Genomic DNA, 26,022 nt, shown 5'->3' with positions numbered 1-26,022 from the left:
CGCCAGATCCACCGACGGCCGCCGCCACCGCCAGCGGACGGCAGACAGCAGACACTGCCCGTCCGAGGAGTGGCTGGGCGCCCGCCTCGCGTCGAGCCCTACCCCAGCGCCTCGACGGCCGGGCCCGTCGCGGCCCGCTCCCGCGTGACGCGGCGGCGGGTCGGCAGCCCGAGCGTCGGGTTGGCGACGCCCCAGGCGGCACCCTTGCAGACCAACTCCTTGTAGAGGGCGGCGAGTCGTCCGGTCAGGACCACCTGCACGGCGCGGTCGTCGGCGGTGACGTACTGGATCAAGCCCTCCTTGCGGCCCAGCGAGATGCACTGGTTGAAGTAGCGCAGCGGCGTGTCCGGGAGCTTCCCGCCGGTCAGGCGCGCCGCGATCGCGTCGGCGGCCTGCCAGGCTGTGGGGATGCCCGAGGCGCACGACATCCGCAACGGCTTGTTGCCCGGTCCCATCGCGTGGGCCGCGTCGCCGACGGCGTACACGTCGGGGTGCGAGACCGAGCGCATGGTTGCGTCGACCACGATCTGGCCGGTGCCGGTGACCTCCAGAGCGGTCGCCTTCGCGATCGGATGCACCACGAAGCCGGTGGTCCACACGGTGACTGCGGCCGGGATGGTCTTGCCGTCGGCCGTGGCGACGCGGTCGGCTTCGACGCCGGTGACGGCGGCGTGCTCGTACACGGTGATTCCGAGCCTGCCGAAGACCTTCCGCAGGTGCGCGCGGCCCTTTGGCGAGAGCCAGTCGCCGAGGCCGTCGCGGACGGCGAGGGCGACGTCGAGGTCCGGGCGGGCCTCGGCGATCTCGGTCGCGGCCTCCAGGCCGGTGAGGCCGCCGCCGACGACGACCACGGTCTGCCCTGCGTCGAGGCGGGCCAGGCGCTCGCGCAGTCGGAGTGCACCGGGCCGGCTGGCGATCTCATAGGTGTGTTCGACGGTCCCGGGGACGCCCTGGGCGTTCCAGCCGCTTCCGAGGGCGTAGACGAGCGTGTCATAGGAGAGTTCTGCGGAGCCGTTCGCGTCGAGGACGGCGACGGTCTTGCGGTCGACGTCGATGCCGGTAACCCTCGCGAGCCTCAGTTCGACGCCGGTGCCCGCGAACATCTCGCTGAATGGCCGGGGCTTGAGGTCCTGGCCCACCGCCAACTGGTGCATCCGGACGCGTTCGACGAAGTCGGGCTCGGCGTTGACGAGGGTGATGGCGACGTCCTCGCGGCGGAGCCGCTTGGCGAGCCGGCCGGCGGCGACGGCTCCGGTGTACCCGGCTCCGAGAACGACGATGCGATGCTGCATTTCCCTGCTCCTGTCTTCCGCGGGTTCGCCACTTGAACCGGACGGCCCGCCGCTTCCTGACAGGAACAGGATGTGAAGCACCTCACACGACGGTCAGAAGGCGTTGAACAGGGGCTCCCCGTGGTTGGCGGCCGCCCAGCGCGCGGTCGCGCGTTCGAGCTTGTCGGGGTTGACCTGGCTGCGGAACGCGGCGATGCCCTCGGCGGTGACCTCCAGGCACATGACGCCGATGACCCGGCCGCCCACGACGGCTACGACGGCGGGGTCACCGTTGGCGGTCCAGGCGTAGACCTCGGGCGCGCCGCCGACCAGGGCACGCTTGACCTCGCCGGGTTTGAACAGGCCCCGCAGGAACTTCGCGACCGCGACGGCGCCCTCGAACGCCTTGGCGCGGGCCGGGACCTTCCCGCCGCCGTCGCCGATCGCGATGGCGTCCGCGGTGAGCAGGCGCACGAGCGGCTCGGTCTGGCCGCTGGTGGCGGCCGCCAGGAACTCCTCGACGATCCGCCGGGCGGCGGCCTCGCCGATCTCGGTGCGCGCCTTGCCGTCCGCGACGTGCTTCTTGGCGCGGTGGAAGATCTGCTGGCTGGCGGCCTCGGTGATGTCGAGGATCTCCGCGATCTCCCGGTGCGGGTAGTCGAAGGCCTCCCGCAGCACGTACACCGCCCGCTCGTTCGGGGACAGGCGCTCCAGAAGGGTGAGGACCGCGTACGAGACAGATTCGCGCTGCTCGGCGGTGTCGGCCGGGCCGAGCATGGGGTCCCCGGCGAGCAGCGGCTCGGGGAGCCACTGACCCACATAGGTCTCGCGGCGCGCCCGTGCGGAGGTGAGCTGGTTGAGGCACAGGTTGGTGAGGACCTTCGTCAGCCACGCCTCCGGGACCTCGATGCGGTCGACGTCGGCGGCCTGCCAGCGCAGGAACGTCTCCTGCACGGCGTCCTCGGCCTCCCCCGCAGATCCGAGGAGGCGGTAGGCGATGGCCTCCAGGCGCGGCCTGAGGGCCACGAACCGGTCGACATCGTCCGCGGTAAGAGGCATGGTTCGAGCCTAACCAGCTACCTCGACTCCGCACCGCCGCCGCTCACGGGTCGTCAGCTCCTGTGGGTGAGGACGTTGATGACCCTGCCGTTGGGGTCACGCATGAAGAACCGTCGGACGCCCCATGGTTCGTCGGTGAGTGGGTGCACGATCTCGGCGCCGGCGTTCCGGGCGGCCTGATACGCGGCATCGACGTCATCGACCTCCACGGACACGTCGGGGATGACCGGTGCGGTGGCGTCGTGGGTCATGAGACTCAGCTGGGCTTTCGGGTTGGCACGATCGCTCAGGGTGACGATCCAGCCCATGTCCATGACGACCTCGAAGCCAAGCACCTCGACGTAGAAGGCGGTGGCCGTCGCGATGTCTTCGGTTGCGAGGTCGGGCATTACGCGCTTTATGGCCATGAGGGCCATGGTGCCAGGTGGCAGCCTCGCCAACCATGCCTGCCCCTGTCGCGCGGCTGGCACGCCCAAGCGCCGGCTGTGCTGCATCCAGCTTTTCAACGCCGGCCAAGGCCGAGCTCGACAAGGCGCGCATCGCCCTGCCTGTCGCCACGCGCGGATACAACTGCGCACAGGTCGACGCGCTGCTGGAGGAGCTTTCCGCCACGCTGGCGCGCTGGGATGACGAGGGCGCCGAGCCCGAGTGAGTGGGTCGCGTTCGGCGGGTCCGGCCGGACGTGCGTGTCACGCCGGCGCGGCCACGTCCCCGAGCGCCTGCTTCAGGCAGGCGTCGACGTCCGTCGCGTGGTACACCCGCTCGCTTGCCTCGATCCCGTCGAGGAACATCGCGTACACGGCGGCCATCCGCAGGCCCGCCACGGGCCGCAGCAGCTCGACGGCCCGCTCGGGCTCGCACCCCGGCACGTCGGCCCGCCACCGCGCGCACCACTCCGCAACGACCGCCTGAGACGCAGCGGCATCAAGCCCCTCGGCCAGCCGCAGCACGTCGAACGCGGGATGCCCCACGAACGCGTCGCCCCAGTCGATGACGACATGCCTGCCAGCACGAGCCCGGACGTTGCCGGGGTGCAGGTCCCCGTGCACCAGCGTCTCCGGCAGCCCGCACCGGGCCACCTCGTCGAGCCGCGCCTCCAGCCCCGCCAGCAGGGGCTCCACCGACGAGGTGTCGTGACCGGAGAGCCGGTCGCGGATCCAGCCAGCGAGATGAGGGGCACGCAGGTCCGGCACGCCCGCCGCCACCAGTTCCGCCACGTCCGCGACGGACCGCACCTGCACCGGGTGGAAGTCGGCGGCCATCGTCAGCCGCTCCTCGATGGGCGCCCCGTAGCGGTCCTCGCCCGGCACGTGGTCGAGCAGCATCCGGCCGTCGCCGTCGTCGGCGAGCAGCGTCGACGTCTTCCCCGGCACCGCCCGCCCGAGCCAGCGCAGCACGGCGGCCTCGTGCCGGAAGAACGCGGGCACCTGCTTCAGCCAGGCCGTCCCGCCCGGCCCGTCGAACCGCCAGACCGCCGACAGGTTCCAGGTGCGCTGTTGCGCGGCCGTCTCCGCCGGCCGGCCGAGCCGCTCCAGCTCGGCCGTCGCCCAGGCGAGGCTGCGGGCCGGGCCGCCCGGCTCGGCGTAGGGGGCGCGCAGCGGGTCCGCTGACAGGTCCACCTCCGCCGGGACCAGCGGCATGGCGGGTGGGTCGCTCACCTGTCCGAGGTACGTCACCGCGCCGCCCACCGCCCGCGGCGCGTCGCCGGTCAGCAGCCGCAGGACGGCCACCTCGACCCCGTACCGCCGGCGGGCCTCGGCCACGACGGGGCCGACGTCCTGCCACCAGGGCGACGGCACGTCGAACGGCGGCAGGGCGCCCAGCGGCGCTCCGGCGGCGTCGAGCAGGGCGAGGGTCACGGTGCGGGACACGCCGGCACGCTACCGCCGGACAGCGACCGCGGCGACCGGGTTTGCCCGGCACCCGGGCGCGGTTCCACCTGCGGGTGGAACGTCTGGTTGTGCTCTCCACCCGCGGGCGGAGCCGCTGGCGCTGATCTCCACCCGCCGATCAGTCTGTGGGCCGAAGACCGCGACGTGCCGCGCATCTAGCGTCTTTCATCGTCGAGCTCCACGGCGGACAGTGCCCGACTGTCGGCCGTGCCCGACAGGCACCGGGGACAGTTCCTGGCCGATCCGGGACGAAAATCCCGACTTTCCCGGGACGACAGCCAATTGATCCTGGGACATCGGGATGCGGAGACTCGATCACGCCGACGAGGTGAGGGGGGCAAAACCTGTCGGCGGAATCCACCGGCTGGGCTGGCTCAGCCGGCAGTTGAGGGCGGCGACGACCGCCCCGAACAACCATGGAGGAAACGGAATGGGCAAGTCCGTGCGTATCGACGACATCCCGGCCGACGGGGTCGAGCTCACCGAGGACGAGCTGGCCAACCTGATCGGCGGTCTCCCGCCGTCGTGGCACCGGTCGTCGAAGACCATCAACATCGACCCCGGCTACACCGACACCGACGAGGACTTCTGATCCCGTCACCGGGTCGAGTCCAGCCGGCCGGTGCCCGCAGCTGAGCAGCGAGTGCCGGCCGGCTGGCCGCTCGACACCGGTCACCGGCAGTTTCCGTCCACGACGCTCGGGCAGGGCGGGCCGCAAGGCACCGCCCCGCGCCGCCGGCAGGAGAAACACCGATGATTCTGATCCTGACCCAGGCCGACGACGTGCACGCCGACGCGGCCGAGGCGGAACTGGGCCGCCGCGACGCCCGGTGGCTGCGGTTCGACCCCGCGCAGGTGCCCACCAGGGCGAGCATCGCCGTCCACTTCGCCGACGGGCGCGTACGGCGGACGTTGCACCACGACGGCGGGCAGGTGGACCTCGACGAGGTCAGCGCCGTGTGGTTCCGTCGGCCCGGCCGTCCGGTGCCGCCCGCGCACCTGACCGGGTACCTGGCCGACTTCGTCGCCGGCGAGAGCGCCACCTTCGTGGGCGACGCGTGGGAGACCCTGGACGCGCTGGCCGTGCCGGCGCCCCGCCCGGTGGTCCAACGTGCCCAGTACAAGCTTCGTCAGCTGCAGCTCGCCGCCCAGCTCGGTTTCGAGTTGCCGGAGACCGTCGCGGGCAACCACCCCGACGCGGTCCTCGACCTGTTCAACGCCCACGGCGGGCACCTCATCAGCAAGCAGGTCGGTCTGAACAGGCTGGGCGGCGGCCTGGTGCGCTACACCGAGCCGGTACGCCACCGGGACCTGGTGCACGTCGAGGGCATCCGGCAGTGCCCGGTCATCGTCCAGTCGTACGTGCCCAAACGGCTGGAGCTGCGCGTCACGGTGGTCGGTGAGCGGGTCTACGCGGCGGCCATCGACTCGCAGCACGCCCACCACACCCGCTACGACTGGCGTCGCTACGACGACAAGAACAGCCGGATGTGCCCCTGGGACCTGCCCGGGGACGTCGCCGCCCGGTGCGTCGAACTGACCCGACGACTGGGCCTGCGCTACGGCGCCATCGACCTCGTGCTCACCCCCGACGACCGGTACGTGTTCCTGGAGATCAACCCCAGCGGCCAGTACCTGTGGGTCGAGGACGCCACCGGCCTGCCCATCACGGCCGCGATCGTCGACCTGCTGATGTCGGCGACGGCCACCGCGACAACCGGAGGAGACTCGTGACCAGCACCATCGATTGGACGCCCGTGGAGCAGACGGCGGCACCGGATCCGGCGATGCTCGCCGACGCGGTCGAGACGATGATCCGGCTGTCCGAGGTCGAGGGCGACGGCAGCGGCGACCGGGCCGCCTCGGTCGTGGCCGGGTTGCGTTCCCGGTGGGCCGATGCCCGACTCGACCTGGTCCACGACCGTGGCGTGGACGGCACGGTCAGCTACGACCTGCTCATCCGCGGCGCCGCCGGCACGGTCTCCGTCGCGTTCAGTCCCGCGCCCGCCCAGCCCTGGCCGCTGCGCGGCGCCATGCACTACACGGAAGGCACTTTGCTCCGGGTCGGGACCACCCGCCTCGGTGTCGGCGAGGGCCTGGGCGCGCTGGACTACCTCTGGGGCGAAGCCGAGGTGCTGGCCCGGCTGATCGACACCTGCGTCATCAAGGCGGAACTGGAGCGTGCGCCGATCCCGCTCGACGACGCCCAGATCCAGCACGCCGCCGACGCGTTCCGCCGGGCCAAGGGCCTGCTCGACGCCGAGCGGACCCGCCGGTGGCTCGACGCCGTCGGGCTCGACCAGGACGGCTTCGTCGAGTTGGTCAGGCACACGGCACAGGCCGCCGCCCTGCGGCGACGCGTGACCGCCGGCCGGATCGAGTCGTGGCTCGCCGAGCACCGCGACGAACTCGCCACCCTCTCCGTCGCCTGGATCGCCGCGCAGGAGACGGGTGGACCGGCGCCGGTCCCGGCGGACCGGGCCGCCGCGCTCGCCGCCGTCACGGAAGCGATCCAGCGCGGAGAATCCGCTGGCCTGCTGCGCCTGGCAGCCGTCGACGCCCCCGAGGAGCTGCGGTCGGCCCCTGTCGGCGAGCCCGTCACGACGCGCATCCACGGCACGCCCGCCCACGCCGTCGTCCTCGACCGCCTGTCCACCGAACTGGACGACGAGACACGCCGGCACGCCGAGCGGGCGGTGTTCGACCAGTGGCTCGCCGACGCGCGCGTCGGCGCCGACATCGAATGGTGCTGGCTCGACGCCGAGCGTACGGCCGCGGTAGGGACCTGATGCGCCGCCGCGTACCGGTGATCCTGCAGACCGCGGACTCCGACTGCGGCGTCGCGGCCCTCGCCATGATCCTGGCGGCGCACCGGCGGCCGGTACCCGTCGCGCACCTGCGGGCCGACCTCGACGTCGGCCGCGACGGCCTCAGCATGCGCGACCTGCGCGCGGCGGCCATCGACCACGGCCTGCGCTGCCGGGCCGTCGCGCTGGCCGCCCTGCGCACCCGACCGGAACGCGTCCGCGAACTCGCCCTGCCGCTGATCGCCCACTGGCGCGGGGACCACTACGTCGTGGTGACAGCGGCCCGGCGCGGCCACGTCGACGTGATCGACCCGGGCGTCGGCCGGCGGCGCCTCACCCTCGACGAGTTCGCCGCCGGAGTCACCGGCGCCGTCCTGCTGTTCGCGCCCGACGGCCCGGCGCCGGCGTCCTCGGCCCGGCCGGCCGGCGCCGTCCGCCTGCTCGCCGTGCCGCTGCTGCGCCGCCAGTGGCGACTGCTCGCCCTCCTCGCCGCCGCCTCGGTGCTCATGGCCGTCCTCGGCCTGGCCGTGCCGCTGGCCACCAAGACGATCGTCGACAGCCTCACCCGGCAGGACGCCCCGCACACCGTCTGGTTCGCGGCCGTCGCCGCCCTCGCGCTGGCCATGGGCTCGCTGTCGTTGGCCCGGGGCCTGTGCGTCGCCCTGCTCCAGCGGCGCATCGGCGCGCAGCTGGGCCGGGACGCCGTCGCGCACCTGTTCCGCGCCAGCTACCGGTTCCTGGGACGGCGCTTCGCCGGCGACCTCGTGGACCGGGTCCAGTCGTCGCTCGGGATCCGTCACCTGCTGGCGTCCCAGTTCATCGCCAGCGGGATCGACGCCCTGCTGGCGGCCGGCTACCTGGTCGTCGTGGCGGTCCTCGCCCCGGCCGTCGCCGCGATGACAGCGGTCAGCATGGTCGTGCAACTCGTGGTCGCGGCGTGGCTGTCCCACCGGATCGCCGCGCTGCAACGGGAGGAGCTGCTCGCCAGCGGGGAGCAGGCCGGTCAGCTCAGCGACGCGCTACGCGGGATCGCCACCGTCCGGGCCGTCGGCGCGGAGAATCGCGTCCTGCGACGCTGGTCGCAGGCGTTCGACCGTGGGCTGGACGCCGACCACCGCAAGAGCCGGATGGAGGCCGTGTCGGCGGCGGTGCTGTCCGCCTGGCAGGTCGCCAGCCCGGTCCTGATCCTGCTGGTCGCCGCACGCACCACCACCTCACCCGGCACCGCCGTCGGACTGGCCGCGCTCGCCGGCGCCGCGACCGCCCCGGCGGCCATGCTGGCGATGCGGCTGCCGGCGTTCGCGGTGCTCGCGCCCACCCTCGAACGGCTGGCCGACATCGCCCAGGCTCCGGCGGAGCAGCCCCGACCACGGCCGCCGGCCCCACGGCTGACCGGCCGGATCACCCTGGAGGGGGTCGGCTTCCGCTACGACCGGCGCTCGCCGTACGCGCTGCGGGACGTCACGGTGACCATCGAGGCGGGCACGAAGGTGGCGGTGGTCGGCGGCTCCGGCAGCGGCAAGAGCACCGTGGTGTCCCTGTTGACCGGCCTGCACACGGCCACCGAGGGGACGGTGCGCTACGACGGGCACGACGTGGCCGAGGTCGACCTGTCGTCGTTGCGCCGCCAACTGGGAGTCGTGCTCCAGGACCCGTACGTGGGTGCGGGCACCGTCGCGGAGGCGCTCCTGCTCTCCCGCCCGGACGCCACCGCCGCGCAGATCGACCGCGCGCTCGCCCTGGCCGCCATCCGCGACGAGCTGTACGCCCTGCCGATGGGTCTCCAGACACACCTCGGCGACGGCGGCACCGGCCTCTCCGGTGGGCAGCGCCAGCGGCTCGCCCTGGCCAGGGCGCTGCTGGACGAGCCGGCCGTGCTGATCCTCGACGAGGCCACCAGCGCCCTCGACGTCGTCACCGAGGCGGCCGTCGAGCGGAACCTGCGGTCCCTGCCGATGACCCGCGTGGTCATCGCCCACCGGCTCTCCACGGTCGTCGACGCGGATCTGGTGCTCGTGCTCGACGGGGGTCGCCTGATCGAATGCGGCCCCCCGGCGGAACTCGTCGCCGCCGGTGGCCGGTTCGCCGCCATGGTCGCCGCCTCCGGGGTGCCCGCGCCGGCGATGTCCTGACTCGCAGAGCCGTCCACGGGCAACGTCGGCGATGGACGTCGTCCAGCGCAGCAGGCCGGAAATGGTCTTGCCGGCGCGGATCGAACCCTCGGCGGGGTTGACGAACCCGTCGAGGACACGCGCACGCTACCGCCGGGCAGTCGACCGCGGCGACCTGATCGTCCCGACGCCCGGGCGCTGGTCCGTGCCGGGCTCAGCGTGAGAGGACGGACCGCGCCCGGAAGCCGCGCGGTGCAGGGCGTCCTGTCCCGTCACGCCGTACCGGTGCGCGAGCAGCACGACCTGCACGCGGTCGCGGGCGTCGAGCTTGGCGAGGATGCTGCGCACGTGCGTCTTGACGGTCGCCAACGACACCACCAGGTGCTCGGCGATCTCGGTGTTGGTCAGGCCGGCGCCTATCAGGCCCAGGACCTCGCGCTCGCGGGGGCTGAGGGACTGCAGGCGCGGCGGCTCGGGCGTGCTCGGGGCCGCGCGCTCAAGGTATCGGTCGATCATCCGCGCCAGCACCTGCGGCGCCATCGGTGCCTCACCGGCGACGGTCCGCTCGACGGCGCTCACCAGCTGTTGTGCTGACGCGTCCTTGAGCAGGAAACCCGCGGCGCCGGCCGTCAGTGCGTCGTACACATGCCTGTCGATATCGAAAGTGGTCAGGATGACCACCCGGCAGGGCAGGCCGGCGTCCACGATCCGCCGGGTCGCTTCGAGACCATCGGTGCCGGGCATGCGCACATCCATGAATACGACGTCCGGCTCCAGTTCGGCAGCGAGCGCGACCGCTTCGGCCCCGTCGCCGGCCTCACCGACCACCTCGATCCCGGCCAGTTCCAGGATCAACCGGAGCCCGCTGCGGGCCAGGTCCTGGTCGTCGGCGAGCAGTACGCGTGTCACCGCTGCTCCTTCCCGGCGGCTGGTAGCCATGCGGTCACCTCGAAGCGCCCGTCGACGTGCGCCGCGTCGAGCGTGCCGCCGAGAACGCGTGCGCGCTCCGTCATGCCCGGGATGCCGTGTCCCAGGCCGACGCGGGGCTCGGCCACGGACAGGTTGCCGACCCGCACCCGCACGCCCTCGTCGCGCCATTCCAGGGTGATGTCGACCTTCTCCCCGGGGGCGTGCTTTCCGGCGTTGGTCAGGCATTCCTGCACGATGCGGTTGACCGCGAGCCAGTGTCGTGGGGCATCGACCCAGGGCTCGCCGGTGACGAGGAGGCTGTTGGCGACCCCGAGGCGTGCTGCGCGGTCGGTCAGCTCCGCCAGCCCCCGTCCGTCGGGAGCGACGGCGAGTTCCTCGTCACCGAGGAGGTCGAGGATGGCCCGGAGCTCACGGCTGGCCTTGTGAGCAGTCTCCCGTACCGCTGCGATGGGCCCGGCCGCGCGATCGGGCGCGAGGGCCAGGGCCTGGGCAGCCGCCTCGGATTGGATCGACATGAGCGTCACCTCGTGCCCGACGACGTCGTGCAACTCGCGGACGATGCGGGCCCGTTCCTCCTCGACGGCCTCGCGGCGGGCCGCCTCCCGCTCGGCCGCGATCCGCTGCTCCGCCTCGCGGTCCTTCGTCACCATGAACCGGCCGACGGCGTAGGGGACGAGCACGATGAGCCAGAAGCCCAGGATGCCGAGCAACGTCTCGGCCCCTGGGATCCTCAGCTCCGCGGCCCGCTGCTGGACATCGATGTCGAGGACGAGATGGATGAGCCGGTTCTCCGCATGCTCGATCGCCAGCCACCCGAACGTCCCGGTGGTGATGGCCCACGCACAGGCCAGGCAGCCCCTTCGCAGACTCGTGGCCCAGCGGCCCAGGGAGAAGAAGAGCAACACGGCGCACACGTAACCGAGGAACAGGAACGCATCCGTGGGCACCCACCACAGCGAACTGCCCACGACGGCTGCCGCCACGGGACGAGCACGTCGCCATGCCAGCGGAACGACCGAGACGACCGCGAACGCGGGACCGATCCAGGTGCTGTTCGTGAGCCAGAGGCTGCCGATGGGCTGGATCCAGAGGACCTGCACGAGACTCACCGTGAGGAGAGCACCGGTGAGCAGGGCGTCTGAGCGACGCACACCTTTCGTCAGCCCTGCACGGATCGTCACGAGGTAAGGGTAGGACTCCTCGGAACCGCAGTCCTCAACCCGCGGGATGAGCCGAACTTCAGCCCCTGATGCCAGGTGGCGGTGGCTCTCGCCGACCTAGCATCTCGGCGTATACCGACCGAGAGGAACGCCATGACCACGACCATCACCGCGCCCACCCGGAACATCGCACTCGTCACCGCCCGAGTGGTCGCCGGCCTGCTCGGCAGCGTCCAGCTCGCGGGGGCCACCTACTTCTTGTTCATCGCCCCCGAGGAGGCTGTCTGGGTGAACCTCTGGCTCGATGTCCCGATCGTGGCTCTCACCCTGTCGGGCATCCTCCTGAAGCTGGGGATCGCCTTCCTGCCGGGACTGTCCGCAGCTCGGCGGATCGGAATGGGCTTCGTGGCGTTCCCGCTCGGGATCGTGCTGACGCTCGTGAAAATTACCGCCTACAGCGAGTCGGAGAGTCTCGTCTTCCTGGTCTTCGACGCTGTGCTGTTCCTGCTCCTGGCGCTCTCCTGGCGGGCCACGAGGCGCTGAAACGACGCGATCCCAACAGCATCGCCGCGGCCCGCGTCCACCCGTGGATGGAGTCCTTCGGCTGTTCTGGGACGAAGGGCCGCCCCAAGCAGCGGACGGCCGGGGCGCCCGCAGGTCAACAGGTGGCACGGCGGGGCCCGCCTCGGCCTCCCGCCCCGGCCGCCGCTCAGCGCGACAGGATGGCGACGATCTCGGCGTACCCGCGCCGGCGGGCGTGTTCCCGCGCGTCGACGCCGTCCCGGTCGGGCACGTCCACGCGCGCCCCGACGCCCACCAGGATCTCCGCGATCTGCTGGTACGGCCGGCTGCCGTCGCCGAGGATCACGCACTCCAGCAGCGCGGTCCAGCCGAGGTTGTTGACGTGGTTGACGTCGATGCCGGTACGGACCACGCGCCGGACGTACTCGACGTGGCCGCGTTCGCTGGCCGGGATGACGGAGATCCCGCCGTAGCGGTTCACGATCGTCAGGTCGGGGTCGGCGGGCAGCAGCACCTCCAGCATCGCCACGCTGCCGGTCACCCCGGTCACCAGCCACGGGGTGTCGTGCTGGTCGTCGAGCGCGTCCGGGTCGGCCCCCGCCTCGACGAGGATCCGGGCGACCTCGACGTGGTCGTTCGCGGCGGCCAGCAGCAGCGGCGTACGCCGTCGGGCGTCGCGGGTCTCGATGTCGGCGCCGGCGGCCAGCGCGGCGCGTACCGCCGTGGGGTCCCCGGCGTCGGCGGCGGTGAGCAGGTCCTGGTCGGCGGGGCGGGGCATGGGTTTCTCCGGGGGTGGTGTCGGGGCGGGCCGGGCGCAGCCGGCGGCCGTGGCGAGGGTGAGGGCGAGGGCGAGCAGGGCGCGGCGCTTCATCGGCGGATCAGCTTTCGCTCGACGGCGGCGTGCACCGCCGCGGTCCGCGAGTCGACGCCGAGCTTGGCGTAGATGCGGACCAGGTGGGTCTTGACGGTGGCCTCGCTGATGAAGAGTTGACGGCTGATCTCCTTGTTGGCGAGGCCGCGGGCGAGCAGCGTGAGGATCTCCACCTCGCGGGCGCTGAGCGTGGGCTGCGGGCCGCGCATCCGGCCCATCAGCCGGGCGGCGACCGGCGGGGACAGCACGGTCTGTCCGGCGGCGGCGGCGTGCACGGCGCGGAAGAGTTCGTCGGGCGGGCAGTCCTTGAGCAGGTAGCCGGTCGCGCCGGCCTCGACGGCGCGCATGATGTCCTCGTCGCTGTCGTACGTGGTCAGGATCAGCACGCGCGGCGGTTCCGGCAGGGCGAGCAGGTTGGCGGTGGCCGCGGCGCCGTCGACGCCGTCGCCGAGTTGCAGGTCCATCAGCACCACGTCGGGGCGCAGCGCCGCGGCCTGCCGGAGCGCCTCCCCAGCGGTGGCCGCCTCGGCGACCACGGTCATGTCGGGCCGGCCGCCGAGCAGGGCCCGCAGCCCGGCGCGGACCACCGGGTGGTCGTCGACCAGGATCAGCCGCAGCGGCGTGCTCATCGGGCCTCCCGCAGCGGGAGGCTGACCGCGATCGCGGTGCCCTCGCCGGGTGCGCTCTCGACGGCGACGGTGCCGCCGAGCGGCGTGATCCGCTCCCGGATGCCGGTCAGCCCGAATCCGGTGACGGCAGCGGGGTCGAAGCCGGTTCCGTCGTCGTACACGTCGAGCGTCACCTCCTGGTCGCCGAAGGTCAGTGTCACGGCGGTCCGCCGCGCGCGGGCGTGCTGGCGCACGTTGGCCAGGGCGCCCTGGGCGACCCGCAGCAGGGCCACCTCGTCGTCGACGCCGAGCGGCGCGACGGTCCCCACGACGGCGAACCGGACCGGGATGCCGGTGTCGCGCTCGGTCGCCGCGCACAACCGGCGCAGGGCGTCGGTCAGCGTGGCGCCGTCGAGCGCCGGGGAGGCCAGGCCGCGGACGAAGCGGCGGGCCTCGGCCAGGTTCTCCCGGGCGGTCGCCGCGGCCTGCCGCACGTGCGCGCGGGACTGCCCGGGCTCGGTGTCCCACTCCTGGTCGGCCGCCTGGAGCAGCAGGTTCATGCTGGACAGGCCCTGGGCCAGGGTGTCGTGGATCTCCCGGGACAGCCGGGCGCGTTCCGCCAGCGCCCCGGCCTCGCGCTGGCTGCGGTCCAGCTCGTCGCGCGCGGCCAGGAGGTCGTCGAGCGCGCGCTGCCGGGCCTGGTTCTGCCGGTCGAGTTCGAGGAAGACGACGGTGGTGATGGCGGCGACGCCCACCGGGCCGAGCACCAGGCTGGGGTCGAGCTGATCGGCCAGCCGGATCTGCGCGACGACGACCGCGCCGGTCAGCAGCCCCACCAGCGGCCAGACCGCGCGGCGCGGGAGCTGGCGCAGGCCGACGAAGAACAGCGGGATCGCCACCAGGGCGAAGCTCGGCGCGGCGAGCACCAGCGCGAGGAAGGCGACGAGCACCGCCGCGAAGCGCGCGCCGGGCGCGCGCCGCCCCAGCTCGTTGATCGCGTACGCGGCCAGCAGCACCCCGGCCAGCGCCAGCACCACGCCGGTGTCGGCGCCCCAACCGTGGCGCAAGCCGTAGCGGGAGGCGGCGGCGGCGAGCAGGAGCAGGAACCCCCACCGCATCGCCGGGCGCAGCCGGTCCTGCCGTCCCACCGCCCACCTCCGATCAATTGATCTTGACAACTGTCCAGCGTACGGCAGGAACGGGGTGGCCGGTTCAACCATTCGAGGTATCCCGGTTGCATCCGGCGTGCCATGACCGCGCCGCGCGCGGCGGCCAGGCTGGAGACCGTCACCTCGATCCGAAGACCTCAGGGAGCATCGTGATGATCCACAACTTCCGCCGCCGGATGGCGCTCGGCCTGGGCGCCGGCGCCGTGGCCGTGGCCGCCGTCACCGGTGTCGCCGTCACCGCCTCCGCCGCCGAGCCGGTGGCGAAGCCGCAGGCCGCGACCGCCGCGAAGAGCAACGTCGTGGCGAACCCGTCGCTCGACCTCGACGCGGCGCTGCGCGCGGCCGAGGCGACCGTGAAGGCCGCCGAGAAGGGCGGCCACCGGGTCACCGTGGTCGTCCTCGACCGGTCGGGCACCGTGCAGGTGCAGCTCAAGGGTGACGGCGCCGGCCCGCAGACGGCCGAGTCCGCGCACCGCAAGGCGTTCACGGCCGTCTCCTTCGGCCAGCCCACCTCCGCGCTGGCCGGCCGGGTGACCGGGGAGGGCGCCACCCTGCGCGACATCCCGGGGACGCTGTTCCTCGGCGGTGGCGTGCCGGTGAGTGCCGACGGGCAGGTCGTCGGGGCCATCGGCGTCGGCGGCGCGCCCTCCGGCGACCTCGACGAGCAGTACGCGAACGCCGGCGCGGCCACCCTGCGCTGAGCGCGGCACCGCCGTAAGGGGGCGGGCCTCCGGGACACCGACCGGGGCCCGCCCCCTGCGGCGTCGGACGCACGGTGCCCGGTCGGGCACCGGCTGCGGCGGCGGCACCATCCGTTCGCGTGCCGTCGACCCGGCCTGTCGTGAGCCCGCGTTACCGTGGCGACGATGCCGATCGTCCCCTGGAGGCTCGCGATGATCGATGAGGTCCACGACCCGGGCGACGCCCCTCGGGGCCTGGCGATGGAGCAGCGGATCAGCCTGGTCACCCTCGGCGTCGCCGACGTGGCCCGCGCCCGCGCCTTCTACGAGCGGCTCGGCTGGCGCGGCCAGGAGGTCGAGGAGACCGTCTTCTTCCAGGCCGGCGGGCTGGCGCTGGTGCTGTGGGGCCGCGACAAGCTGGCCGCCGACGCCGGCGTGCCCGACGGGAGCGGGTTCGGCGGGATGACGCTGGCACAGAACGTCCGGTCCCGGGGCGAGGTCGACGACCTGCTGGCGGTGGCGGCCGACGCCGGGGCGGAGGTGACCCGGCCGGCACGCGAGACCTTCTACGGCGGCTACGCCGGCTGCTTCGCCGACCCCGACGGGCACGTCTGGGAGATCGCCTGGAACCCGGGCTTCCCCCTCGCCGACGACGGCTCGCTGACCGTCCCCGACCTCGGCCGGGGCGCCGACGAGGTGGAAGCCGGCAACACCCCGGAGTGACCTGGAAGGCACGGGCTGTATCGGGGCCCCAGCCTTCCGGACCTTGACCGCCTTCGATCGGGGGCACCGGCCAGATGTCGCACATCGAGAAGCTCAACGGCGAATTCCGTAACCTGCTGGCCGGCGTAGAGCGAGCGCGAGGGTTGGCAGCCGCCGCCGACAGCAGGGCACAGGAAGTCGGCGGCCGGGCCGCGGGTGCCGGCTTCACCTCCGTGGCAGCAGGCACGGCTCGCGTGCGCGACGCGATCAGGGAACTCCAGAACGGGCTGGCAGTCTTCGCCGACTCGATCACCGCGGCGATGATGGCCACCACCGCCACCGCGCCCCGCGCCGCCACACCTGAGGAAGCGGTTGCCGTTCTGGAAGCCGTACTGAGCGCGGTCGACAGGGCCCGCGACGCGGCGGTCGAGGCCATCGCCCGGATCGCACGGGCGCAGCAAGTCGTCGCCGTGATCCTTCACGGCGGGCAGCCCGGGCCGCTGCTTGACGCTCTGGAGAGCATCAAGCGGGTCCTGCTACCGGTGGCGCAGCGCACCAACACCGCCCGGCAGTCCGTCGAAACGGCGATCGTCGCAGTGCGCCAGTTCGGGGTCGCCGGAAAACCGATGGAGGTTGGCGCCCCCACACCGACCAGCCCCGTGCCTGCCGCCACCGACGACCCGCCGTCGACAGCCGCGACCGGTGGAACCGCCGCCTCCGCTGGGCATGGCCCAACTCCGCGCTGGACCAGGCAGCCCACCGGCGTTGTCGGCGGATCGCCGACGGGACCACGGACCAGGATTCCCCCCAAGGAGGATGATGAGGTACGGCGCTCACTAGAACTCGAGAACGAGTGCGCCGACACTGTCGCCGGTCGGGGTTATCGGATCCACCAGAACCCCACCAAGCCGGAGATCGCGGCAGCCAGGCTCAGCGCTGGCGACACGGGCAATCCGGAGAAGACCCCTGATTACCTCATCGAAGGCCACGTCTTCGATTGTTACGCTCCCACTCCTCCCAAGGCGGTGCGCGGCATCTGGGCCGCGGTCTCCGAGAAAGTCGAGAAAGGGCAGACTCAACGCGTAGTACTGAACCTGGAGGACTGGAACGGGGACCTCGTCGCCCTACAGAAGCAATTCGACGACTGGCCCGTGCCCGGGCTGAAGGAACTCGTAGCGGTGCAGCGGAGCGGTGTGATCGTGCAAATCGTACGGCGGAACTGAGGGAGTGACTGCGAGGATGGCTGTTGAGTTCCGGTTGACGCTGGCAGGCGAAATCCCCCTCGACGAGGTGGCTGAAATCGCCGCACCGGACGCCGTCGAGACGCGCACCTTGTCCGGCAACCGCATGCTCACCTCCGCGCTCAACGAGGAACGCGGCTTCGTCGTCGACATCACGTCGGGCAGCCACGGCTACTACGACGCCGAGGACGACGACGGCTCGCTGTGGGTGTGGGAGCCGGAAACGTACGTCGACATCAACTTCTACATGCGCAAGGACGTCCTGGCCGACAAGGGGATCCCCAACGTGCTGGCGACCACTGCGCGGGTCCTGGACGAACGGAGCGAGGACGCGGCCCTCGTGTTCAACCACAACCTGCTGCTGCTGACCCGCGTCGCGGGAAGGTTGAGCAAACACCGGCCGACGTGGTGGAGCCACCATGAGGCGGACGATGAGATCGTCCGGCCGTAGCCGCCGCAACCGGGCGGAGGGAATGGGCCCACACCGCCGCGGGCAGCACGGCGCACGGTCGCGGCCGGGTCGGCGGCAGTCAGGAGGCGGCGACCCGGCGGGGGTACGCCCCGGCCTCCCGCGCCCACTGCTCCGCCGCCACCGCGAGGGCCCCGGCGGAGACCGTGAGCGTCAGCGGGTAGACCGCGCTGAGCGGCTGCCGCCGCATCCACGGCGGCAGCGACTCGTACGAGAACTCGACGGTCAGCGCCAGCCGGCGGCGGCGCAGCACCCGCGTACGGAAGGCCAGGTTCGGCTCGGTGAAGCGCACCACCGCCAAGGGTTCCGCCGGGTCGCCGGTCGTCTCGGCCTGCTGCCGCAGCCAGCCCGCCAGCGCGTACGCCTCGGACACCGTCAGGCAGGGCGTGTAGTGCGACCACGCCTGCCCGTCGGCGGTGCGGGCGTCGGTCTCGACGAGCAGCCAGTCGTCCCAGTCCGCCGCCTCGTCCGGGTCGTCCGGCGGCTCGACCCCCGGCTGGTAGCCGACCGGCCGGATCCTCACCCGGGCGCCGTCGTCGGAGCGGATCTCCATGGCCCCATCATGGCCGAACCGGGAGCGCGGGCGGGCCAGATATTCCGCAGGTCAGGGGCATCCCCGGGTCAGCGCACCGGGTCGTGGGTGCCGCGCGGCACGTCGGGACGGCAGCGGCGCACCCGGTCGGCGGCCATCCGCCCGCCGACGGCCAGCCCGTACCGCTCCACGGCGGCCAGCCCGTACGCGCTGCATGTGGGGGTGTAGCGGCACTGCCCCGGCCAGCGGTGCGACAGCCAGCGCCGGTAGCCGAGGATCGCGGCCCGGCCGGCCCGGTCCACCATCGGCGCCCGCCCGGGGACAGCGGCCAGCGGTGCCCGCCCGGCGGGAGCGGCCGTGGGTGCCGACGGCCGACCGGGCGCGACGAGCCGGGCGAGCAGCGCGCCGAGGGTGAGCAGCGTGGAGAAGAGCCCGAAGTTACAGCTGGGCACGTCGCAGTTGGGCACGTCGCAACTGCATCCGCCACAGTAGTCGCGCTTCTTCTTGCGGCGCCGGTCGTGCTTGTCGTTGATCACGGGGAACATCATGCGAAGGGCGCGCCACCCCGGACCCTCGGGCGGCGCTCGGGGTGGCGGGTCGGGGACCGACGCGGGAAGTCCCGGATGGAGCGCGCCCGGTCAGGCCGCGACGCTGGGTGGATGACTGACACCGATGCGCGGACGTCGACGAGACTCGTGCCGGCGGCCGCCGTCGGCGGCCCGGCACTCCTGCTGCTCTACGGTCTGCTCCGCCTGGTCGACGGCCTCGACGGCGACCGGGGCGACGGCTGGGCGTGGAACGTCGGCCACACCTTCTTCCTCGTCGGGATCCTGCTGTTCGGCGCGCTGGTCGTCGGGCTGCGCCGGCTGCTGCTGGCCGTCGCGCCCCGGCAACGGGTCCTCACCGAGGCGGCGGCCGTGCTGGGGCTGGTCGGGGTGGCCGCGTGGACCTGGACCTGCTGCCCCTCGCAGCCGCGGTGATCCTCGCCGGCCTGCTCCCCCTGCAACGCCTGCGCTGAGCGGCCCTCCTCCGGCCTGTTTTCCCCTGCGGCACCTGAGCTGAGCGGCGGGGCCGAACCCGCCGCCGGGGTCAGCTCCAGACCGTGCGGCGCACCCCGTCGTGCTCGGCGCAGGCGTCGCGCCGCCCGCCGGTGAGGCTGACCGAGCCGTCGCGGCACTGCACCAGGTAGCCCCGCCCGGCCCAGAACTCGGGGACGCAGTCGAACCAGTCGCAGATGCCCACCGCCGGCTTGCGGATGCGGTTGCCGCCGCAGAAGTCGTACCCCATCGGGTTGGCGGGGGCGCCGCACCGCCGCTCCCGGGCGGGCGTCGGCGAGGGCGACGTGGTGTCGCGGCGCGGCGCGGACACCCTCGCCGCCTTCGGCGGGGCGACGGGCGGCGCGGTCTTCGGGGCGGCGGTGCCGCTGGGCGCCGGGGTGGCCGCGACGGCGACCTCGGAGCCGGTCGGGTCGGCGGGGTCGGTGTCGAGCAGCGCGGCGGGCACCAGCAGGGCGATGCCGGCGGCGACGGCCACGGTGCGCCGGCCGCCGGGCACGAACGCGAAGGGCCGGGCCTGCCCGGGGGTGGCGACCGTCGGCGGGAACGGCTTGAGCTGCGCGTGCTCGGCGATCGCCTCGTCGAGCTGGTCGAGCACCGCGCCGCGCTGCTCGATGGCGTCGGCGAAGGCGAGCGCCAGCTTGAACCGGAAGTCGGCGGCGACGTCGGCGGGGAGCATCAGCCCGGAGGTGCGCCGCCGGTCCAGCACCTGCATCAGGGTGACCGGCGCGTGCGGGTCGTGGGCCAGGCCGGTCATCTTCCCGTACGCCCAGTCGCGCCGGCCGCGCCCGCCGAGCAGCACGAGCCGGCGGTTGGTGATCACCGCCATCCCGGCGTCGGCGACGCGGACGCCGTCGGGCCTGCGAGCGCGCAGCGGGGCGGTCTCCGGGGCGATTGTCAGGTCCGGCGCGGGCAGCACGGCGGTGTGCCGGACCTCCACCAGTTGCGCGGCCGGCAGCACCCAGAAGACCACCTCGTCGGGGGCCAGTTCCAGGGGCAGCCCCGCGCCCGCGGCGGTCGAGCCGTGGAACTCCTCGGCGAGGGTACGCAGGCGGCGCAGTTCGTCGTCGCGTCGTCGCCATGCCTGCTCGGCGCCGCGGAACTCGCGCCGCAGTCGTTCGTTCTGCCGGTGCGCCCACCGGTACCGCCACGTGGAACCCGTCGATTCAGTCCTTGCCACGCCGACTCCTTCGCCGCGCAGGCCACCAACCGGGGTGTCACCGGTGTCAACGGTGATAACGGCCGGCGCGGACACGACGCAACGGCGCAAAATGGCCGATCGACGGACCAAATCGGACGATAGGCGGGTTTCGCCGGGCCGAACCGCACCCGTCGGGCGTGTCGCCGGACGGGCGCGGCCGACACCCGGCCACGCGCCCGCCGGATCCGCGTGATCCGGCAGGCGCGGCGCGGGGACGGGTCAGTGTCGGTGGCCCTCCCCCACCCGGTAGGTGCGCAGGTTGGGGTCGGCCTTGATCTGCGCCTCCGTGTACTTGATGGTGTCCCAGCCCTTGCCCGAGTAGAGCCGGGTCTGGTCGCCGTACCAGGGGGAGTTCGGGTTGCTCGACTGCGAGTAGGTGAGGATCTGCCGCCCGGACGGGCCGTTCCGGCCCAGCTCGACCGCCATCACGAACGACGAACCGTGCACCACCTTGGGGTAGCCGACGCCGGGCGCCAGCGGGCTGATGATCATGTTGAAGACGCCGGCCTCGGCGCGCCCGCCGTGGATCGGGATGCGCCCGTCGCCGCGCGGCTCGGTCTGGACGTCGCCGAGGCGCGCGTGGAGCGGGACGCCGGCGAGCCTGCGGACCGCGTCGGCGAGCGCGGTGAGCACGCGCGGGTCGGCGGTGTTCAGCCGGCTCGGCGTACGCACCGGGTCGGCGGCGTCGAACGCGTCGGCGAAGCGGATGCCGCCGGACAGGGCGAACTCGGTGAACAGGTGCGCACCCCGGCTGTCCAGGTCGACGCGCAGGTCCCAGCCCTTCAGCGCCGCGCAGGCGTCGCGCAGGTCGACCGTGGTCCCGTCCGAGGCGGTCGCGGTCGGGCGCGCGGTGCACAGCGCCACCAGGTCGTCGCGGACGAGTTCGCCGCCGTACGCGCGGTTGCCGAAGACGGTCTGCCAGAGCCGGGACGTGGTGTAGCCCCGCCCCGGCAGCCCGTCGGTGCCGGCGAGCCGCCCCCGCACCTGCTCCACGCCGAGCCGGGTGCGCAGGCTGCGCTCGGTGCGCTCGTTGCCGATGATGCGCGGGTAGCCCTCCAGCGGCGCCTCCGGGTTGGCCAGCCAGTGGCTGTCGTTGGAGTTGGTCACGTAGTCGGCGCGGATGCGGACCGGCAGGTCGGCCGGGCCGAGGATGCCGGGCACGGCCGCGTCGGGGTCCCGGCCGAGCGCGCAGGCCGACCGGGAGCCGTCGAGGACGGCCTGGCCGCTGGCGGCGTAGAGCGGCTGGAACGGCGCGGGGATGCAGGCGGCGGCCAGCTCGTGGGTGACCCGGGGCACCACCGAGTGGTCGGCGTAGAGCGCCTCGCCGCGGGCGTCGGCGGCGATCACGTTCACCCAGGGCAGGAACTGGTGCCGGTCGAGCACCTGCTTCAGCTCCCGCACCGTCTTCGCCCGGCCCGTCTGGAGCCAGCCGTCGAACGCGCGGTTGTTGGTCGCGTTGGCGTCGGTGATCGCGTACGCGCTGGTGGCGGTCCAGTCGAACGTGCCGGGGACCACGACCACCGGGCCGAAGTGGGTGTCGTGGAAGGTGCGGCTGACCGGCACCGTCCCGCCGCCCGGGCCGGGCACCCGCACGGTGACGGTGCGGGTGGTCATCTTCCGGGGCCGACCGTCCACGTAGTACGAGGTGGGGTCGCCGGGGACCAGCGCGAGCCGGTGCCAGACGAAGCGGCGGGCGGTGGAGACGGTGTGGCTCCAGGCGAGGGTGCGGTTGTGCCCGATCTCGACGATCGGGTCGCCGACCAGCGCCGCGCCCTCCACGTCGTAGCGGCCGGGGACCTTGAGGTGCATCCGGTAGAAGCGCTCGGCGCCCTCCCACGGGAAGTGCGGGTTGGCCAGCACCATCCCGCCGCCGTGCGTGGTGGCCTGCGCGCCCAGCCCGTACGCGTTGCTGCCCACCCCGGCGGGCGCGCCGTCGACGGAGGCGACCACCGCCGCCGCGCCCGGCGCGTCCAGGGCGGCGGCCGGGCCGGTCGCCGTCGGCGGGGCGGCGGCGACGATCCCGTCGAGCACCGCCCGCGAGCTGGCCCGGACCATGCTGGCCCAGCTCGCACGCCAGACGTCCAGCTCGGTCAGCGGGCGCACCCACGGCTTCGCCCGGCACGCCGGGTCGGTGAGGTTCGCCGCGCCGGTGCGGCGCAGGTAGTGGTTGTAGCCGGCGACGAAGCCGCGGATCTGGTCGCGGACCTCGTCCGACGGGGAGTGCACGCCGTCGCGCGGCCCCTGGAGCAGCCGCTCGGCGGTGCGCTCGTCGATGGCCTTGCGGAAGAACAGGTCGCTGCGCACGTTCGCGTCCGTCGGGCCGGTCGCGCCGAAGAAGCGGGACCGCTCGGCGCTGACCGTGACCATCTTCTCGGCGATGACGCAGATGTTGTCCTCGGCCTGCGCGTATCCGACGCCGAAGCCGAGGGAGGCGAAGTCGTGGGCGGTGATGTGCGGGACGCCGTACGACGCCCGGCGGATCTCCGCCGAGTAGCCGCCGTCGCCGTGCTGCGCGGCGGCCGGCGGGACGCCGGTGACCACCGTGGTGAGGACCGTGGCGAGTGCGGTGAGCACCGCGCCGGCCGGCTTCAGCCTCATCCTGTTTCCTCCCCGTCGGAGTGAACGTGCAGAACATTCACGCTGATCGGCATTCTGGTGCCGCGGGGGCGGCCCGGGGAAGGGCTGATCGTGGACTGCCTGTTCCCCCTGCGGCGCGTCGGGACGCTCGGTAACGTCAGCGGCAGCCGGTGTCACTGTGCGCACGGCGAGGGGGTGGAGTCGGTGAGCGAGCCGCTCCGCGCCGTCGTGGTCGGCGTCGACATCGGCACCACCAGCACCAAGGCGGTCGCGTACGACGTCGACGGCAGGCAACTCCTGCACCGCTCGGTCGGCTACCCGCTCGACGAGCCGCACCCCGGCTGGGCCGAGCAGGATCCGCGCCGCATCCACACGGCGGTCCTGGAGTCGATCCGCGCGGTCGTGGCGGAGCTGGGCCGGCCGATCGCCGGCCTGGCGTTCAGCACGGCCATGCACAGCCTGATCGGGCTGGACGCCGACGGCAACCCGCTCACCCCGTCGCTCACCTGGGCCGACTCGCGGGCCAGCCGGCAGGCCGAGCGGCTGCGCGGGGTCCCGTCCGGGCTGGCGCTGCACCGCCGCACCGGCACCCCGGTCCACCCGATGGCGCCCCTGCCCAAGCTGCTCTGGTTGGCCGAGCAGGATCCGCAGCTGTTCGGGCGGGTGGCGTACTGGGTGGGCATCAAGGACTGGATCATGCTGCGGCTGTGCGAGGCGCTGGTGACCGACCACTCGGTCGCCTCCGCCACCGGCCTGATGGACATCCAGCAGCTCTCCTGGGACTCCGAGGCGCTCGGCATCGCCGGGATCACCGAGGAGCAACTGCCCGAACTGGTGCCCACCACCACCGTGCTGCCGGGGCTCACCGCCGAGGCGGCCGCCGCGACCGGACTGCCGCCCGACACGAAGGTGGTCGTCGGCGCGGGGGACGGCCCGCTGGCCAACCTCGGGCTCGGCGCGGTCGCCCCGGGCGTCATGGCCTGCACGATCGGCACCAGCGGCGCGATGCGGGTGATGGTGGAACGCCCTGGCGTGGACCCGCTCGGCGGGGTGTTCTGCTACGCGCTGACCGAGCAGCGCTGGGTGGTCGGCGGCGCGATCAACAACGGCGGCCTCGTGCTCGACTGGGCCGGCGACGCGCTCGCCCCGGAGCTGGGCGAGCACGCCGAGCAGGAGCTGCTGGCGGTGGCCGCCGAGGCCCCGGTCGGCTCCGGCGGGTTGATCATGCTGCCGTACCTGTTGAGCGAGCGGGCGCCGCACTGGAGCGCGCTGCCGCGCGGCGCGTACGTGGGGCTGACCCACGGACACCGCCGCGCGCACCTGGTGCGGGCCGGGCTGGAGGGGGTCTGCCAGCAGTTGGCGCTGGTGCTGGCCTCGGTGCGGGCCGCCGGCAACGAGGTGCGGGAGATCCGGGCCAGCGGCGGGTTCGCCCGCAGCCCGCTGTGGCGGCAGATGCTCGCCGACGTGCTCGGCATGCCGGTGCGCTTTCCCGTCGAGCGCGAGGGCTCCAGCTTCGGGGCGGCGCTGCTCGGCATGGAGGCGCTGGGGTTGGTCGCCTCCGTCGACGTCGCCGCCGACCTGGTGCACATCGAGGAGACCGTCCGCCCCGATCCGGCCGCCGCCGCCACGTACGCCGCCCTGCTGCCGCTGTTCTCCGAGCTGTACAACGCGCTGGTCCCCACGTTCACCTCGCTGCGCCGGCTCGCCCCGGGCCTGCCGCCGGAACCGCCGCCGCGGTAGCCGCCGCCCGCGCCCCGGACGGGTGACACCGCTGGGCACGATGCCGGGCGCCCCGCCCGCCTCCATATCGTACAAACGTGAGGAAAACCGACAAGAGGCGCTCATCTTCCTGGCGGGGCGCGGTGCGCGTACCGCTGGCGGTCGTCACCCTGCTGGCGCTGGCGGCGGGGCCGGCGGCGGCGGACGGCGGCGGACCGGAGCCCGGGCCCGGGCCCGGGCGCGCGCCGGCCAGCACGGCGGCCTGGCTGCCCTTCCCCGGCGGGGCGTTCTCGGTGGACACCGGCACGCGCACCGTGCGCTACCGGGCCTGCGACGGCGACACCGGCCGCGCCACCGACCCGGACATGCGGGTCGTCGGCCGGTCCGCGCGCGGCACGCTGACCCTCGACGGTACGACCTACGCCTACGACGTCCCGCTCGTCGGCCGCCGGTGGGGCATCCTGGAGGTGGCCCGCCCCGGCGCCCGGCCGCAGCGGCTGGCCGGCCCGGTGGTCACCGACCCCCCGCCGCCCACCGACCCGGTCGCCGGCCGCCGGCTGCTGCCGCTGACCGACCGGCTCCGGCAGGTGGTCGACGCCACGGCCGGCACCAACCCGGCCGGCGTCGCGGTCCGCGATCTCTCCGGCCGGTACGGCGACCAGCAGGTCGCGGTGAACGGCACGTTCCGGCCGAAGGCGGCCAGCGTGATCAAGCTGTGGATCCTCGTGGAGCTGCTGCGCCGGGTCGACTGCGGCCAGGTGTCGCTGGACGAGGGCGTGCTGGTCACCCCGGCCGACGTGGTCGACGGCACGGGCGAGCTCCAGCACGAGACGTTCCCGCAGGTGGTGAGCCTGCGTCGGCTCGCCGAGTACACGATCGTCTACAGCGACAACACCGCCGCGAACGTGCTGATCGGCCACCTGCGCGGGTTCGGGCCGGTCAACGCCCTGGCGGACTCGATGAACCAGTGGCAGACCGTCCTGGCCCGCAAGTTCCTCGACGAGGACGCCGCCCGGCGGGGCGAGGAGAACTACACCAGCCCGGACGACGTCGTCTCGCTGCTCGGCGCGGTCTGGGACGCGCAGATCCTCACGCCCGGCTCCCGGGACCTGCTGATCGACTTCATGCGGCGGCAGACCCTGAACACCAAGATCCCCGCCGCGCTGCCGCCCGGCGTCCCGGTCGCCCACAAGACCGGCGACCTGCCGGACGCCTCCCACGACGTGGGGTACTACCTGATCCCCGGCTCCGAGGTCGCGGTCGCGTTCCTCACCTCCGGCCCGATCGCCACCGGCGACGAGGTGGTCCGCCGCCTCGCCCGCACCGTCTACGACCACGTCACCGATGGACGGTGAGCGGCTCAGGCCGGCGGCTCCAGGGTGCTCGCCGGGGATCCGGGGCCGGGCGGGCGCGAAGGCGCCCGGGGGGGGCCCGGGAGGGGGCCGC

Annotated in this window: 26 protein-coding genes and 1 pseudogene; 14 read left to right on the top strand and 13 right to left on the bottom strand. The window is 73.5% G+C overall.

The window, feature by feature from the left end:
- Positions 1-98 precede the first annotated feature (98 nt).
- From AB0L34_RS03325 to AB0L34_RS03315, 3 genes are all read right to left on the bottom strand, one after another.
- On the bottom strand, positions 99-1,292 hold the full coding sequence (locus AB0L34_RS03325; protein WP_363701517.1) for an FAD-dependent oxidoreductase: 1,194 nt from the start codon (positions 1,290-1,292) through the stop codon (positions 99-101).
- 93 nt (positions 1,293-1,385) lie between these two features.
- Positions 1,386-2,330 (bottom strand): RNA polymerase sigma factor SigJ, encoded by a 945-nt coding sequence (sigJ, locus tag AB0L34_RS03320; protein ID WP_363701472.1) that lies wholly within the window; start codon positions 2,328-2,330, stop codon positions 1,386-1,388.
- A 53-nt stretch (positions 2,331-2,383) separates the two neighbouring features.
- Complete coding sequence (locus AB0L34_RS03315) at positions 2,384-2,737, bottom strand: VOC family protein (protein WP_363701470.1); 354 nt, start codon at positions 2,735-2,737, stop codon at positions 2,384-2,386.
- Between the two features lie 35 nt (positions 2,738-2,772).
- Here AB0L34_RS03315 and AB0L34_RS03310 point away from each other — a divergent pair, with 35 nt between their 5' ends.
- Positions 2,773-2,982, top strand: coding sequence for a DivIVA domain-containing protein (locus tag AB0L34_RS03310; RefSeq protein ID WP_363701468.1), 210 nt, complete (start codon positions 2,773-2,775; stop codon positions 2,980-2,982).
- Positions 2,983-3,019: 37 nt separating this feature from the next.
- Here the strand turns inward: AB0L34_RS03310 and AB0L34_RS03305 are convergent, their stop codons facing one another.
- Positions 3,020-4,201, bottom strand: a complete 1,182-nt coding sequence (locus AB0L34_RS03305) for an aminoglycoside phosphotransferase family protein (RefSeq protein WP_363701466.1) — start codon at positions 4,199-4,201, stop codon at positions 3,020-3,022.
- 451 nt (positions 4,202-4,652) lie between these two features.
- On the opposite strand from AB0L34_RS03305, the gene AB0L34_RS03300 reads away from it, so the two are divergent.
- The 4 genes from AB0L34_RS03300 (at position 4,653) to AB0L34_RS03285 (ending at position 9,161) form a co-directional block, all read left to right on the top strand.
- Positions 4,653-4,814, top strand: a complete 162-nt coding sequence (locus AB0L34_RS03300) for a putative ATP-grasp target RiPP (RefSeq protein WP_357454953.1) — start codon at positions 4,653-4,655, stop codon at positions 4,812-4,814.
- Positions 4,815-4,975: 161 nt separating this feature from the next.
- The gene (locus AB0L34_RS03295; RefSeq protein ID WP_363701464.1) at positions 4,976-5,956 is read left to right on the top strand and encodes an MvdC/MvdD family ATP grasp protein; all 981 of its coding nucleotides are present in this window, start codon (positions 4,976-4,978) and stop codon (positions 5,954-5,956) included.
- Positions 5,953-7,011: a TIGR04500 family putative peptide maturation system protein gene (locus tag AB0L34_RS03290; RefSeq protein ID WP_363701462.1), complete on the top strand. Its 1,059-nt coding sequence runs from the start codon at positions 5,953-5,955 to the stop codon at positions 7,009-7,011. Before AB0L34_RS03295 ends, AB0L34_RS03290 begins: the two co-directional genes overlap by 4 nt.
- Complete coding sequence (locus tag AB0L34_RS03285; RefSeq protein WP_363701460.1) at positions 7,011-9,161, top strand: peptidase domain-containing ABC transporter; 2,151 nt, start codon at positions 7,011-7,013, stop codon at positions 9,159-9,161. Before AB0L34_RS03290 ends, AB0L34_RS03285 begins: the two co-directional genes overlap by 1 nt.
- Positions 9,162-9,287: 126 nt before the next feature.
- On the opposite strand, the gene AB0L34_RS03280 is transcribed toward AB0L34_RS03285, so the two are convergent.
- Together AB0L34_RS03280 and AB0L34_RS03275 are read right to left on the bottom strand one after the other, a co-directional pair.
- Positions 9,288-10,049 carry a response regulator transcription factor gene (locus AB0L34_RS03280; RefSeq protein WP_363701458.1) on the bottom strand — a complete coding sequence of 254 codons (762 nt, stop codon included), beginning with the start codon at positions 10,047-10,049 and terminating at the stop codon, positions 9,288-9,290.
- Complete coding sequence (locus AB0L34_RS03275; RefSeq protein ID WP_363701456.1) at positions 10,046-11,251, bottom strand: histidine kinase; 1,206 nt, start codon at positions 11,249-11,251, stop codon at positions 10,046-10,048. The genes AB0L34_RS03280 and AB0L34_RS03275 overlap by 4 nt, the downstream gene beginning before the upstream one ends.
- A 132-nt stretch (positions 11,252-11,383) precedes the next feature.
- On the opposite strand from AB0L34_RS03275, the gene AB0L34_RS03270 reads away from it, so the two are divergent.
- On the top strand, positions 11,384-11,773 hold the full coding sequence (locus tag AB0L34_RS03270) for a hypothetical protein (protein ID WP_363701454.1): 390 nt from the start codon (positions 11,384-11,386) through the stop codon (positions 11,771-11,773).
- 166 nt (positions 11,774-11,939) lie between these two features.
- On the opposite strand, the gene AB0L34_RS03265 is transcribed toward AB0L34_RS03270, so the two are convergent.
- Genes AB0L34_RS03265 through AB0L34_RS03255 form a run of 3 tightly spaced genes read right to left on the bottom strand, consistent with a single transcriptional unit; the run spans position 11,940 to position 14,379 of the window.
- The gene (locus AB0L34_RS03265) at positions 11,940-12,623 is read right to left on the bottom strand and encodes an ankyrin repeat domain-containing protein (protein WP_363701452.1); all 684 of its coding nucleotides are present in this window, start codon (positions 12,621-12,623) and stop codon (positions 11,940-11,942) included.
- A complete protein-coding gene (locus tag AB0L34_RS03260; protein WP_357454977.1) occupies positions 12,620-13,252 on the bottom strand; it encodes a response regulator transcription factor in 633 nt (210 codons plus the stop codon). Before AB0L34_RS03260 ends, AB0L34_RS03265 begins: the two co-directional genes overlap by 4 nt.
- A complete protein-coding gene (locus tag AB0L34_RS03255; protein WP_363701450.1) occupies positions 13,249-14,379 on the bottom strand; it encodes a sensor histidine kinase in 1,131 nt (376 codons plus the stop codon). The genes AB0L34_RS03260 and AB0L34_RS03255 overlap by 4 nt, the downstream gene beginning before the upstream one ends.
- 173 nt (positions 14,380-14,552) lie before the next feature.
- Between AB0L34_RS03255 and AB0L34_RS03250 the strand changes: the two genes are divergently transcribed.
- The 5 genes and pseudogenes from AB0L34_RS03250 to AB0L34_RS03230 all read left to right on the top strand — a co-directional run bounded on the left by AB0L34_RS03250 (position 14,553) and on the right by AB0L34_RS03230 (position 17,474).
- Positions 14,553-15,101 carry a heme-binding protein gene (locus AB0L34_RS03250; RefSeq protein WP_357454982.1) on the top strand — a complete coding sequence of 183 codons (549 nt, stop codon included), beginning with the start codon at positions 14,553-14,555 and terminating at the stop codon, positions 15,099-15,101.
- 165 nt (positions 15,102-15,266) lie between these two features.
- Positions 15,267-15,803, top strand: coding sequence for a VOC family protein (locus tag AB0L34_RS03245; RefSeq protein WP_363701448.1), 537 nt, complete (start codon positions 15,267-15,269; stop codon positions 15,801-15,803).
- Positions 15,804-15,877: 74 nt separating this feature from the next.
- Positions 15,878-16,402, top strand: a pseudogene (locus AB0L34_RS03240) (DUF6244 family protein); the annotation flags it as partial.
- 180 nt (positions 16,403-16,582) lie between these two features.
- The gene (locus AB0L34_RS03235) at positions 16,583-17,005 is read left to right on the top strand and encodes a hypothetical protein (RefSeq protein WP_363701515.1); all 423 of its coding nucleotides are present in this window, start codon (positions 16,583-16,585) and stop codon (positions 17,003-17,005) included.
- Positions 17,006-17,021: 16 nt separating this feature from the next.
- Positions 17,022-17,474, top strand: a complete 453-nt coding sequence (locus AB0L34_RS03230; protein ID WP_363701446.1) for a SitI3 family protein — start codon at positions 17,022-17,024, stop codon at positions 17,472-17,474.
- Positions 17,475-17,553: 79 nt separating this feature from the next.
- On the opposite strand, the gene AB0L34_RS03225 is transcribed toward AB0L34_RS03230, so the two are convergent.
- Both AB0L34_RS03225 and yidD read right to left on the bottom strand, forming a co-directional pair.
- Positions 17,554-18,045 carry a hypothetical protein gene (locus AB0L34_RS03225; protein ID WP_357454997.1) on the bottom strand — a complete coding sequence of 164 codons (492 nt, stop codon included), beginning with the start codon at positions 18,043-18,045 and terminating at the stop codon, positions 17,554-17,556.
- Positions 18,046-18,113: 68 nt separating this feature from the next.
- Positions 18,114-18,569, bottom strand: coding sequence for a membrane protein insertion efficiency factor YidD (gene yidD, locus AB0L34_RS03220; protein WP_363701444.1), 456 nt, complete (start codon positions 18,567-18,569; stop codon positions 18,114-18,116).
- Positions 18,570-18,683: 114 nt separating this feature from the next.
- On the opposite strand from yidD, the gene AB0L34_RS03215 reads away from it, so the two are divergent.
- Complete coding sequence (locus AB0L34_RS03215; RefSeq protein WP_363701442.1) at positions 18,684-19,004, top strand: hypothetical protein; 321 nt, start codon at positions 18,684-18,686, stop codon at positions 19,002-19,004.
- A 109-nt stretch (positions 19,005-19,113) separates the two neighbouring features.
- Here the strand turns inward: AB0L34_RS03215 and AB0L34_RS03210 are convergent, their stop codons facing one another.
- Complete coding sequence (locus AB0L34_RS03210; protein WP_363701440.1) at positions 19,114-20,259, bottom strand: hypothetical protein; 1,146 nt, start codon at positions 20,257-20,259, stop codon at positions 19,114-19,116.
- A 240-nt stretch (positions 20,260-20,499) separates the two neighbouring features.
- Positions 20,500-22,878: an acylase gene (locus AB0L34_RS03205; protein ID WP_363701438.1), complete on the bottom strand. Its 2,379-nt coding sequence runs from the start codon at positions 22,876-22,878 to the stop codon at positions 20,500-20,502.
- Between the two features lie 183 nt (positions 22,879-23,061).
- Between AB0L34_RS03205 and AB0L34_RS03200 the strand changes: the two genes are divergently transcribed.
- Both AB0L34_RS03200 and AB0L34_RS03195 read left to right on the top strand, forming a co-directional pair.
- The gene (locus AB0L34_RS03200; RefSeq protein ID WP_363701436.1) at positions 23,062-24,597 is read left to right on the top strand and encodes a gluconokinase; all 1,536 of its coding nucleotides are present in this window, start codon (positions 23,062-23,064) and stop codon (positions 24,595-24,597) included.
- 77 nt (positions 24,598-24,674) lie between these two features.
- Positions 24,675-25,931: a serine hydrolase gene (locus AB0L34_RS03195; RefSeq protein ID WP_363701434.1), complete on the top strand. Its 1,257-nt coding sequence runs from the start codon at positions 24,675-24,677 to the stop codon at positions 25,929-25,931.
- Positions 25,932-26,022 lie beyond the last annotated feature (91 nt).

This window comes from Micromonospora sp. NPDC052213 (genome assembly GCF_040679695.1).
Lineage (GTDB): Bacteria > Actinomycetota > Actinomycetes > Mycobacteriales > Micromonosporaceae > Micromonospora.
Note: the sequence above shows the minus strand (reverse complement) of the source record. Positions and strands in the feature narration are given on the sequence as shown.